General features: G+C 50.0%; 11 protein-coding genes. 6 read left to right on the plus strand and 5 right to left on the minus strand.

Annotated features, from left to right (window positions below):
- Positions 1 to 62: 62 nt before the first annotated feature.
- Positions 63 to 1,265, minus strand: a complete 1,203-nt coding sequence (locus CPY98_RS06535) for a NupC/NupG family nucleoside CNT transporter (RefSeq protein ID WP_096386877.1) — start codon at positions 1,263 to 1,265, stop codon at positions 63 to 65.
- A gap of 417 nt (positions 1,266 to 1,682) precedes the next feature.
- Between CPY98_RS06535 and CPY98_RS06540 the strand changes: the two genes are divergently transcribed.
- Complete coding sequence (locus tag CPY98_RS06540; protein WP_096386879.1) at positions 1,683 to 2,918, plus strand: Nramp family divalent metal transporter; 1,236 nt, start codon at positions 1,683 to 1,685, stop codon at positions 2,916 to 2,918.
- 77 nt (positions 2,919 to 2,995) lie between these two features.
- Here the strand turns inward: CPY98_RS06540 and CPY98_RS06545 are convergent, their stop codons facing one another.
- A complete protein-coding gene (locus tag CPY98_RS06545; RefSeq protein WP_096386882.1) occupies positions 2,996 to 3,412 on the minus strand; it encodes a DUF2502 domain-containing protein in 417 nt (138 codons plus the stop codon).
- A gap of 218 nt (positions 3,413 to 3,630) precedes the next feature.
- Between CPY98_RS06545 and CPY98_RS06550 the strand changes: the two genes are divergently transcribed.
- A complete protein-coding gene (locus CPY98_RS06550; protein WP_197704307.1) occupies positions 3,631 to 4,173 on the plus strand; it encodes a sugar O-acetyltransferase in 543 nt (180 codons plus the stop codon).
- Here CPY98_RS06550 and mgrA read toward each other — a convergent pair.
- Positions 4,170 to 5,159 (minus strand): L-glyceraldehyde 3-phosphate reductase, encoded by a 990-nt coding sequence (mgrA, locus tag CPY98_RS06555; protein ID WP_046449826.1) that lies wholly within the window; start codon positions 5,157 to 5,159, stop codon positions 4,170 to 4,172. The two genes, CPY98_RS06550 and mgrA, sit on opposite strands and share 4 nt — an antisense overlap.
- A 222-nt stretch (positions 5,160 to 5,381) precedes the next feature.
- Between mgrA and CPY98_RS06560 the strand changes: the two genes are divergently transcribed.
- Positions 5,382 to 7,055, plus strand: coding sequence for an alpha-keto acid decarboxylase family protein (locus CPY98_RS06560; RefSeq protein ID WP_096388725.1), 1,674 nt, complete (start codon positions 5,382 to 5,384; stop codon positions 7,053 to 7,055).
- A 15-nt stretch (positions 7,056 to 7,070) separates the two neighbouring features.
- On the opposite strand, the gene CPY98_RS06565 is transcribed toward CPY98_RS06560, so the two are convergent.
- Entirely contained in the window at positions 7,071 to 7,940 is an 870-nt protein-coding gene (locus tag CPY98_RS06565) for a LysR family transcriptional regulator (protein WP_025800791.1), read from the minus strand.
- Positions 7,941 to 8,047: 107 nt separating this feature from the next.
- On the opposite strand from CPY98_RS06565, the gene CPY98_RS06570 reads away from it, so the two are divergent.
- The 3 genes from CPY98_RS06570 to glk all read left to right on the plus strand — a co-directional run bounded on the left by CPY98_RS06570 (position 8,048) and on the right by glk (position 10,409).
- Positions 8,048 to 8,500 carry a multidrug/biocide efflux PACE transporter gene (locus CPY98_RS06570; protein WP_025800792.1) on the plus strand — a complete coding sequence of 151 codons (453 nt, stop codon included), beginning with the start codon at positions 8,048 to 8,050 and terminating at the stop codon, positions 8,498 to 8,500.
- A 72-nt stretch (positions 8,501 to 8,572) separates the two neighbouring features.
- Positions 8,573 to 9,277: an aspartate/glutamate racemase family protein gene (locus tag CPY98_RS06575; RefSeq protein WP_043492034.1), complete on the plus strand. Its 705-nt coding sequence runs from the start codon at positions 8,573 to 8,575 to the stop codon at positions 9,275 to 9,277.
- 166 nt (positions 9,278 to 9,443) lie between these two features.
- Positions 9,444 to 10,409 carry a glucokinase gene (glk, locus tag CPY98_RS06580; RefSeq protein WP_043492078.1) on the plus strand — a complete coding sequence of 322 codons (966 nt, stop codon included), beginning with the start codon at positions 9,444 to 9,446 and terminating at the stop codon, positions 10,407 to 10,409.
- A gap of 86 nt (positions 10,410 to 10,495) precedes the next feature.
- Here glk and CPY98_RS06585 read toward each other — a convergent pair whose 3' ends face one another.
- The gene (locus CPY98_RS06585; protein WP_230793668.1) at positions 10,496 to 10,921 is read right to left on the minus strand and encodes an HdeA/HdeB family chaperone; all 426 of its coding nucleotides are present in this window, start codon (positions 10,919 to 10,921) and stop codon (positions 10,496 to 10,498) included.
- Positions 10,922 to 11,029 lie beyond the last annotated feature (108 nt).

Genomic DNA, 11,029 nt, shown 5'->3' on the forward strand with positions numbered 1-11,029 from the left:
GGTAACGGGCAATAAAAAAGGCGCCTAAGCGCCTTTTAGCCAATCAGAATTAACCTAACGTATTACAGGAACAGACCTGCAATTGACGCAGACAAAATACTGACCAGTGTAGAACCGTAAACTAGTTTCAGACCGAAGCGAGCAACCACGTTTCCTTGGTGTTCGTTCAGGCCTTTGATGGCGCCTGCGACGATACCGATAGAAGAGAAGTTAGCGAAGGAAACCAAGAACACAGACAGAATGCCCAGTGAACGAGGAGACAGTTCGGTTGCAATCTTCTGCAGGTCAATCATGGCAACGAATTCGTTAGAAACCAGCTTGGTTGCCATGATGCTACCAACGTTCAGCGCTTCGTGGCTTGGTACGCCCATTACCCATGCAAATGGATAGAAGACATAGCCCAGCAGTCTCTGGAAAGTCATGCCGTCAACGTGGAACAGCGCGAAGACCCATTCGGTCAGGCCGTTCAACGCAGCAATCAGCGCGATGAAACCAATCAGCATAGCGGAAACGATAATCGCAACTTTGAAACCAGCCAGAATATATTCACCTAGCATTTCAAAGAAGCTCTGACCTTCGTGGGTGTTTTTCAGCTGGATGTCAGCCTCACCTTCCACAGAATAAGGGTTAATCAGGGACAGTACGATAAAGGTACTGAACATGTTTAACACCAATGCGGCTACCACAAATTTGGCATCCAGCATGGTCATGTATGCACCAACGATGGACATAGAAACGGTAGACATCGCCGTTGCTGCCATGGTGTACATACGTTTTTCAGACATTTTGCCCAGAACATCTTTGTACGCAATGAAGTTCTCAGACTGACCCAGAATCAGCGAGCTCACGGCATTGAAAGATTCCAGCTTACCCATGCCGTTGATTTTAGACAGCACGGTACCAATTGCGCGGATGATAACCGGCAATATGCGAATGTGCTGAAGAATACCAATCAGAGCAGAGATAAAGACGATTGGGCACAGTACGTTCAGGAAGAAGAAGGCCAGACCTTTGTCACTCATGTTACCGAAGACGAAGTTGGTACCTTCTGCCGCATATTTGAGCAGCGTTTCGAAGAACCCAGAGAAACCCTTCACGAAGCCCAAACCAATGTTGGAGTTCAGGAAGAAGTAAGCCAGCAGGATTTCAACGACTAACAACTGAACAATGAAGCGCACGCGAATGCTTTTGCGATCGCGGCTAACGAGCAGGGCAAGTACCGCTACCACCGCAAGGGCTAAAACAAAATGCAAAATAGGGGACATACAGTGCTCCAAATTATGAGGCAGGCTAAATTTCGCAGCACATTCTATGTAACGGCACAGGTAAAAACGAGACTTAGGTTGCAAATATTGAAATTGTTATAACGTAAATCAAGAAAAAAGTTAGAAAAGTAACAAAAAGCCCCCAAGGACCATGTTGATGAAAGTTTGAGAAGTTGTGATATTATTATTAAACACCATAGTTCGCTTATTGGGAAGAAATGCCAGAAGCGGTGATGGTCGCGTGTTTAAGTGCTGAAAGCGCCTTGTCAGACTCCACAAGCAAACGGCCTATCGAACGGATAGGCAGTATCGTTCAAGTTGATATTGATAATCATTATCACTTATACAATAATGGAGTTAATCACGAAGTTTAGGTCACAAATTGTTAGTGTGACTATAGGTGTTAAGGTGGCTGGTATGCTTGATTCACGTGTTGCAGAAACAACTCCTCCTGCGTCGCGGAAGATAAAACTTTCGCTGATGGGACCCGCCTTTATCGCCGCCATCGGCTATATCGATCCCGGTAACTTTGCGACTAATATTCAGGCCGGTGCGTCATACGGCTACAAGCTGCTGTGGGTCGTTGTATGGGCCAACTTCATGGCCATGCTTATCCAGCTGCTTTCCGCAAAACTTGGCATCGCTACCGGTAAAAATCTAGCGGAACATATTCGCGATCGCTTTCCACGTCCGGCGGTTTGGGCTTATTGGGTTCAGGCTGAAATCATTGCCATGGCGACCGACTTGGCTGAGTTTATCGGGGCCGCGATTGGCTTCAAGTTATTGCTGGGTTGTACGTTGTTGGAAGGGGCGGTTTTAACCGGTATTGCCACTTTCTTGATCCTGACGCTACAACGCCGTGGACAGAAACCGCTTGAGCTGGTTATCGGTGGCTTGCTGCTTTTTGTTGCTGCGGCCTATATCGTGGAGCTGGTATTTTCTCAGCCAAGCGTTGCTCAGCTCGCGCACGGAATGTTGGTTCCGGATTTACCCACTCACGAAGCGGTATTTTTGGCAGCCGGTGTGTTAGGCGCAACGATCATGCCGCATGTGATTTACCTGCATTCGTCTCTGACACAAACGTCTGCATCGTTGGGGACCAAGGCCGAACGTTACTCTTCCACTAAACTCGACGTTGCCATTGCAATGACCATTGCCGGCTTTGTTAACCTTGCGATGATGGCAACCGCAGCGGCAGCGTTTCATTTTAGCGGTCACAGTGGAATTGCAGAGCTGGACCAAGCTTATTTAACGCTAAAACCGCTGCTAGGTAATGCTGCCGCCACTATTTTTGGTTTGAGCCTAGTCGCTGCCGGTTTGTCTTCTACCGTGGTGGGAACCTTGGCGGGTCAGGTGGTTATGCAGGGCTTTGTGCGCTTTTACATTCCGCTCTGGGTGCGCCGAGTGGTGACCATGCTGCCTTCTTTCATCGTGATTATGGCCGGGCTGGATGCGACCCGTATTCTATTGTTAAGTCAGGTGCTGTTGAGCTTTGGTATTGCTTTGGCATTGGTGCCGCTGCTGCGCTTCACCGGCAATAAAGAACTGATGGGCGAGATGGTGAACGGACGTACCGTTCAGGCGCTGGGTAAAGTGATTGTGGTCGTGGTCGTCGGACTCAACTTCTACCTGCTGGTGAGTATGTTGTTTTAGGGCTTAGAAGATTTGTTTTTAGAATATTTATAGAAAAGCAGGTTCATTTTCGTGAACCTGCTTTTTTTATTCAGTCATTAGTGATGGCCATGCCCGTGGCCACGATCGTCGTGGTCATGGCGGTCGTGTTTTTTATAGTGACCATAATGGTTGCCACGGTCATGATGCTTATATTTGTTTTTATGGTCATAGCGGTAATACTTCCCGCCGCGTGAATAGTAGTTTTTCTGCCACCAGTTGTGGTCACGCCAGCGGCCACCATCCCAGTAATAGCCGCGAGGACTGCGGTCACCAACCCAATGGCCTTGATGATTGCGCCACCAGTTTTGATCGCGCCAGTCATAGCCATCCCAGTAATTCCCTCGCTGATCGCGGTCACCAAGGTGCAAGCTCACGCCGGGAAGTAAATCAATATCAGCGGACGTAGCCTGTGCAACGCCCAGAGGCATCAGGCTACAAAAAGCAAAAATAACTGCAGCGATACGCAGGTTCATGTTTTTCTCCTTTACGGGGAAGGACGTTGGTTGGCATCATCTTCAATGAACAACACATAACGCCGTCATTCCTTTATGTGAGCTGATATTAGCATTGTGAATGTGATGACAATGTGGAGAAATGGGGTAATCCGCTGTTAATCGCGACGTTTGAGATTATTCTGGCGACCTCGCCAAGTTAAGGAGCAGTAGACGTGAGCAAAAGTGAAAAACAGAAGATGATTGAGGGTGAAAACTACTACTCGTCAGATCCTGAGTTAGTGGCCGATCGACTACGCGCGATTGATTTATGTTTCCACTTTAACCATACCTTGCCGTCGCAGCAGCAGATGCGCAAAGAGCTGCTGGAAGCGCTGTTGCCGAATGTGGATAAGCTGGCTGAGATCACCGGGCCGTTCTTTTGCGACTACGGCTACAACATTAAAATTGGGCAGCGATTTTACGCCAATACGGATCTGACCATTTTGGACATCGCACCTGTGACTATCGGCGATGACGTGATGTTCGCCCCCCATGTGCAACTCTATACCGCGGCACATCCTACCCATCCTGAACAGCGAATTTCAGGCATTGAGTTTGGTAAGCCGATTACGATTGGCAACAAAGTGTGGATTGGCGGCGGGGTGATTGTATGTCCGGGCGTTACCATCGGTGACGGTTCTGTGATTGGTGCCGGAAGCGTGGTCACGAAAGATATCCCGCCGCGCGTTGTTGCAGCGGGAAATCCATGTCGTGTACTGCGTTCGGTTGATGAAGATTAACTGGCCAGAATCATTTCGATAGCGCTGAGCTCTTCGGCGCTAAAATGTCGGTTTTCTAGCATGCCGACGGCATCTTCAATTTGGCTGATACGGCTTGCGCCAATCAGTACCGATGTCACGCGATCGCCACGTAGCACCCAGGCCAGCGCCATTTGCGACAGTTTTTGCCCTCGCGCCAACGCCATCTCATTAAGCTGCTTAATTTTCTCCAGCTTCTGCTCAGTAATGGCTTCAGGTTTTAAAAATTGGCTGTGTGCTGCGCGTGAATCTTCTGGTATTCCATGCAGATATCGATCTGTCAGTAGGCCTCCCGCCAGAGGAGAAAATGCAATCGAACCCACCCCTTCCTCTTGCAAGACATCTAACAAACCGCCTTCAACCCAACGTTCAAACATTGAATATTTAGGTTGATGGATCAAGCAAGGCGTCCCGAGATCGCGCAGGATCGCAATTGCTTGACGAGCCGTTTCAGCAGGATAGTTAGATAGCCCAACGTACAAGGCCTTACCCTGACGCACGATGAGGTCGAGAGCGCCCATGGTTTCTTCGAGCGGGGTATTAGGATCGGGACGGTGATGATAGAAAATATCGACATAGTCTAGCCCCATGCGTTTCAGACTTTGGTTAAGGCTAGCCACTAAGTATTTTTTGCTGCCCCAGTCACCGTAAGGCCCTTCCCACATGGTGTATCCCGCTTTGCTGGAAATCACCATTTCATCGCGATAAGGCAGGAGATCGTGTTGTAGAACACGGCCAAAATTGATTTCTGCCGAGCCGGGAGGGGGGCCATAGTTGTTCGCGAGATCAAAATGAGTGATGCCTAAATCGAAAGCGCGCAGCAGCATATCGCGGCTGTTATCGAAAAGGGTGGTATCACCAAAGTTATGCCACAACCCCAGCGAGATAGCCGGTAGCTGTAAACCGCTGTTACCGCAACGTCGGTATTCCATCGATTGATAGCGTTCGGGATTTGCCAGATAACTCATTGATCTTCCTTACACGATGACATGAAAAAAGACGATAAACACACAGTACGCCGCCTGATGCTAATCGGTGGCATGGGTGTTCACAGCGTAAATCTAGCTTTCCATCATGCTCCAGAGCCGGTTTCAACGCCATCAAAAAGAGCCCCCTATACTTTTAAACGTGATCTAAATTCTCGTTTTTTCAGCGCTTACTGCCCTGAAATGTCCATTGGGAGCATCGCAATGAGCAAGACTTCAAATAGCACGGTGTATAGCGTATCCGACTATCTACTCGACCGACTTTCACAGGCGGGTATCCAGCACGTGTTTGGCGTTCCCGGAGACTACAATCTACGTTTTCTCGATTTTGTTACGGCTCACGCCGATCTTGAATGGGTGGGATGCGCCAATGAGCTCAACGCCGCCTATGCCGCCGATGGATATGCGCGCTGTGCACCCGCAGCGGCGCTGGTGACCACGTTCGGGGTGGGGGAATTGAGTGCAATTAATGGCACCGCAGGCAGCTATGCTGAATATTTACCGGTCATTCATATTGTGGGGGCTCCGAATAGGCGTTCTCAGCAGAAAGGAGAGCTACTACACCATACGTTAGGCGATGGCGATTATGGCCACTTCTATCGCATGGCGGCGGAAGTCACCTGTTCGCAGGCCATATTGACCCCAGAAAATGCGGCGGTTGAAATCGATCGTGTTCTCAGCGATGTGCTCTATCACCGTCGACCAGGTTATTTCTTATTGCCAAGCGATGTGTGTGATGAGCCGATTCGAACCGAACTCTATCCTTTCGCCGCACGGCAAGATGAGATCATCGGGCTAAATGAATTTGTTCAGGCGGCGCGTGAGCTGCTTAAACCGGTTCGTAAGGTCGCATTATTGGCCGATTTTCTGGCCGACCGTTTTGGTCAAAAACAGGCCGTTCAACAGTTGGCTGATTTACCCGGCGTTGCCAGCGCAACGCTGCTCATGGGGAAAGGTGTTCTCGATGAAAGTCAGCCAAACTTTGTTGGTACCTATGCCGGAGGCGCTAGCCAGCCCTGCGTGAAGGCCGCGATTGAAAATGCAGATGCGTTGATAAGCGTGGGGGTGAGGTTAACCGACAGCGTAACGGCGGGCTTCACCCATCAGCTTGCGTTAAATAAAACCATCGATATTCAGCCATTTTCAGCCAGCGTGGCAGGGCGCGTGTTTAGTCAATTACCGATGAATAACGCATTGGCCGCATTAATTGATCTGGCGCGTGAGCTTTGCGTAGAGTGGCAATCCCCTGATGCCCAGCGAGATAGCTTACCTGAGGGGCAGGGTAACCATCTTGATCAGCATACGTTTTGGCAGCAGGTACAGCGGTTTTTACGCGCAGGCGATATCGTGATTGCCGATCAGGGCACTTCGAGCTTTGGCTCTGCGACGCTGCGTTTGCCTAAAGATGCCAGCCTTATCGTTCAGCCGCTGTGGGGATCGATTGGCTATACGCTGCCCGCGGTGTTGGGAGCCCAACTGGCGCAGCCACAGCGCCGCGTAGTGCTGTTGATCGGCGACGGCTCGGCGCAGCTTACCATTCAAGAATTAGGTACGCTGCTGCGTCACGGTTTAAAGCCGGTGATTATTTTAGTGAACAACGATGGCTATACCGTAGAGCGAGCGATCCACGGCCCGGAAGAAGTCTACAACGATATTGCCGCATGGAATTGGACTCAAATTCCGGCCGCACTTTCGGTGAACGGCAACGCAGTCACCTATCATGCCGACAGCGTGCAATCTCTGCAAAAGGCCTTTGACGCCAGCAAAACGCCAAAAGCGCTGACGCTGATTGAAGTTATGCTGCCGAAAATGGATGTGCCGGAATATCTGGCGACGCTGAGCAAAGCGATTGCCGAACGTAATGCATCGCATCAATAGTCGGCTGAATCAGTCTTAAGCGGGCATATCCAGTAAATAGTCTTTAATCCAGCTCCCTGCCGGCCCCGGCGGGGAGTTTTTTGACCACACTACGTCGACAGAAATGGATTTTGGCCAGCCGGGCACTGACAGCGGCACCAATTCTTGTTGATGGCAAAACTCCTCCACCAATGCGCACGGTAGTACACTCCAACCAAATCCTTGAACCGCCATGCTGAGCAACAGCAAATAGTTTGGTGCAGACCAAATCAACCCATGCATTTGGGTTTGATCGCGCTCGAGATAGGTACTTAAACGTAGTTCGCGCACGGCGTTGAGTTCTTCTGGACGAATGCGTTCGCGTAGCGCAAGCGGATGTGACGGGGCAGTATAAATTGCCATCTGGGTTTGCTTGCTTAACCGTGCCACGCCGATGTCTGGTGGATAGTGCTTGCGCGATTCAATCAGTCCAATGTGGGCGCGATTTTTTTGCAGCAGATCGATAACGTCTTCATCTTCACCAATCAGGCATTCAAATTCGGTATCGGGGTAGCGCTGGTCGAATTGCTTTAACAAGGCTTCTAACGCGCTGGGGTGGAAGGTGTCGGAAAGCACAAACGTCAGGCGCGGCTCAACGTTATCCATCAAACGCACGGCTAGCTGATCTAGACGCTCGCTGGCAGCCAAAATTTCTTTCACGTGAATCAAAACCCGCTGCCCTTGCTCGGTTAGAACCGGATGACGAGCCGAACGATCGAATAGCGTCACGCCCAAATCATCTTCTAAATTGGCAATCGCGGTGCTGACGGTGGACTGACTTTTATGCAAACGGCGTGCGGCGGCGGAGAATGAACCGGCGGAAACGGTTTCGACAAAGGCATTGAGTGCTTCGGGAGAGTAACGCATAAAGTATCTATTTTATCGATGGAACCTAATTTTAATATAGCGATAAACCTGAGGATAATCACCTTCTCTGACATAACTCAGAGCATTAATTTGAGGTTTTATTCCGTATGCAACGTAAATCTTTGATGGAACGCGTGTTCCACGCCGTTACTTTTGAGGCCATTGCGACGCTTATCTGTGCGCCCGTTGGCGCGTATTTGATGCAGCGCTCAGTATGGGAGATGGGCGGCCTGACGATTATTCTGGCTACTGCTGCGATGATCTGGAATATCATCTACAACGCGATATTCGATCGTTTATGGCCGGTTAGCCGCGTGGTGCGTAATGTAAAAGTCCGTATTCTTCACGCGCTTGGCTTTGAGTGCGGGTTTATCGTGATCGGCGTTAATATTGCCGCGTATGTGTTAGGCATCTCGATGCTACAGGCGTTTATGCTGGAATTGGGCATTATCCTGTTCTTCTTGCCATACACCATGGCCTACAACTGGGTGTATGACACGCTGCGTGAGCGCATTGTTGCACGCCGAGCGGCGCGCAATATGGCGTCAACGCTACGCTAATGCTGTACTCATTCTGCCTGCCTGCGTTATGTTAACCCCTATAGATAATAGCGGGTTAACAGGAGCAACAGCATGAAAACGCTAGGCTTACTTGGCGGAATGAGTTGGGAATCCACGGTTCCTTACTATCGAATTATTAACGAAACCGTAAAAAACCAGCTGGGTGGACTACATTCCGCTCGGCTGGTTTTGTATAGCGTCGATTTTGCCGAAGTCGAACACCTTCAGATGCAGGGCGAATGGCAACAGGCCGGTGAACTTTTGGCGGATGCCGCACAACGTCTACAGGCTGCTGGCGCAGATGGTATTGTGGTGTGCACTAACACCATGCACAAAGTGGCCGAGCAGATCCAAGCACGTAGCGGTTTGCCGCTGCTGCATATTGCCGACGCCACTGCGGCACGCATTCAGGCTAAAGGCTTAACGCGCATTGGCCTGCTGGGTACGCGTTTCACGATGGAGCAAGATTTCTACCGTGGCCGACTCACTGACACCTTTGGCATCGAGGTCATCGTTCCCAACGAATCCGACCGTGAAATTATCCACCGCATTATTTATCAGGAACTGTGCTTAGGCCAAATCCGTCCTGAATCACGCCAACAATACCGCGAGATTATGCAGCGTTTGGCTGAGCAAGGTGCGCAGGGCATTATTCTGGGATGTACCGAGATTGCATTGCTGGTCGACCAAACCGATGCTGACGTTCCGCTGTTTGATACGGCGCAAATTCATGCGGAATACGCTGCGCATTGGGCGTTAGGCAACGAAAGCGTTTAGTGTAAAAAAGGGTTTAGCCCCTCTTTGCTGAAACGATTTTTGTGATCGGTTTCACTATTGCGCGCCGTAGTGCGGAGTGCCCGTTGTGGGGGCTGATACGGCTGTGTTTAGATACGGCCAGTACTTTTTTCGGTGGTTCAGGCAGCATTTTTTGGGAGAAGGCAGTATGACAACGCACGCACTGGTCGGGGATGTGGGGGGTACTAACGCGCGATTGGCTCTTTGCTCGCTGGAAAACGGTGAAATCTCGCAGGCAAAAACCTATTCAGGACTGGAGTTTGACAGTTTAGAAGCCACGATTCGCACCTATCTGCGAGAGCATAACGTTTCCGTTAAAGAAGCCTGTATTGCCATCGCTTGCCCCGTGACAGATGACTGGGTGGCGATGACCAACCATACGTGGGCGTTCTCTATTGCTGAGATGAAAAAAAATCTGGCGCTGGAAAAGCTGGAAGTGATTAACGATTTCACCGCGGTTTCCATGGCGGTTCCTATGCTCAAGCCCGAGCATCTGATGCAGTTTGGCGGCAAAGCACCGCTAAAGGATAAGCCGATTGCTATCTACGGCGCAGGGACGGGATTAGGCGTAGCGCATCTTATCCATGCGGCCGATCGCTGGATCAGCCTGCCGGGCGAAGGCGGGCACGTTGATTTTGCCGCCAACAGTGAAGAAGAAGATCTGATCCTTGAAGTGTTGCGTCCAGAACTTGGGCACGTTTCTGCCGAGCGTATTTTATCCGGTCCAGGGCTGGTTAACCTGTACCACGCCATTGTGAAATCGGATAATCGTCTGCCGGAAAACTTGGCGCCTAAAGACGTTACCGAGCGAGCATTAGCCGATTCTTGCACCGATTGCCGTCGTGCGCTCTCGCTGTTTTGCGTGATTATGGGCCGCTTTGGCGGCAACTTGGCGCTAAATATGGCAACCTTCGGCGGCGTGTATATTGCCGGGGGCATTGTGCCGCGTTTTCTTGAATTCTTTAAAGCATCGGGTTTTCGTGCGGCGTTTGAAGATAAAGGGCGCTTTAAGGAGTATGTGCATGATATTCCGGTTTATCTTATCGTGCATGACTTCCCCGGATTACTGGGCGCGGGTGCACATCTGCGCCAAGAGCTAGGCATGAAAATCTAGCTCGATTCTCAGCAGCGCTGAAAATAAAAGTAAAAAGCCTGCGCAGGACACTGAGCAGGCTTTTTTGTGAGCATCAGCAAAATACATTAGAAATGCTTTTTGACGTATTGCTCCATTTTACTCTTCAAATCAATCAGTTTGGTCGCCGGTGCTTTATTGCATTCTTCAATCACCATCGGCGTGACAAACTCGTCGACCTGCTGCTCATCAACATAGTCGCCGCCTTTATAGTGGGTATCTAAATTACTTACCCAAAATACAACTGGTGTTTGTGCCTGTGTATCAAGCGCCAAAAAATCTTCACAGGACATGTGAATGGGTGTGGTTTTAGATTCTTTGGATTTTGAACCCGCGGCGCTCGTTGTCGTGGTCGGGGCGTCTAACGTTAAGACCGCGTTGTTCTGCGCATTATTGCTTTGTGAATCACTGTTTTGAACCGATGCTGCGTAGGTGCAGGTGGTCGCCAGAAGTGTGGTTAAAAGCGCTATTGAAAAGGTTTTGTAATTCATCATCGCTATTCTCTCTTCGATCCAACAGAGCAAACCGCTCATAAATACATCATAAAAGTGCCATTTCCGTTGATATCTGTCATAACGAGCGGAAGTTTTTTTGTAACACAA

Origin of the sequence: Hafnia sp. CBA7124, assembly GCF_002355555.1 — a bacterium.
Lineage (GTDB): Bacteria > Pseudomonadota > Gammaproteobacteria > Enterobacterales > Enterobacteriaceae > Hafnia > Hafnia alvei.

Excerpts from the sequence above, each read along its gene's own strand:
- CPY98_RS06560 (WP_096388725.1), top strand. The coding sequence starts at position 5,382 with ATGAGCAAGACTTCAAATAGCACGGTGTATAGCGTATCCGACTATCTA.
- CPY98_RS06550 (WP_197704307.1), top strand. The coding sequence starts at position 3,631 with ATGATTGAGGGTGAAAACTACTACTCGTCAGATCCTGAGTTAGTGGCC.
- CPY98_RS06570 (WP_025800792.1), top strand. The coding sequence starts at position 8,048 with ATGCAACGTAAATCTTTGATGGAACGCGTGTTCCACGCCGTTACTTTT.
- CPY98_RS06540 (WP_096386879.1), top strand. The coding sequence starts at position 1,683 with ATGCTTGATTCACGTGTTGCAGAAACAACTCCTCCTGCGTCGCGGAAG.
- CPY98_RS06545 (WP_096386882.1), bottom strand. The coding sequence starts at position 3,412 with ATGAACCTGCGTATCGCTGCAGTTATTTTTGCTTTTTGTAGCCTGATG.
- CPY98_RS06535 (WP_096386877.1), bottom strand. The coding sequence starts at position 1,265 with ATGTCCCCTATTTTGCATTTTGTTTTAGCCCTTGCGGTGGTAGCGGTA.
- CPY98_RS06575 (WP_043492034.1), top strand. The coding sequence starts at position 8,573 with ATGAAAACGCTAGGCTTACTTGGCGGAATGAGTTGGGAATCCACGGTT.
- CPY98_RS06585 (WP_230793668.1), bottom strand. The coding sequence starts at position 10,921 with ATGATGAATTACAAAACCTTTTCAATAGCGCTTTTAACCACACTTCTG.
- CPY98_RS06565 (WP_025800791.1), bottom strand. The coding sequence starts at position 7,940 with ATGCGTTACTCTCCCGAAGCACTCAATGCCTTTGTCGAAACCGTTTCC.
- mgrA (WP_046449826.1), bottom strand. The coding sequence starts at position 5,159 with ATGAGTTATCTGGCAAATCCCGAACGCTATCAATCGATGGAATACCGA.
- glk (WP_043492078.1), top strand. The coding sequence starts at position 9,444 with ATGACAACGCACGCACTGGTCGGGGATGTGGGGGGTACTAACGCGCGA.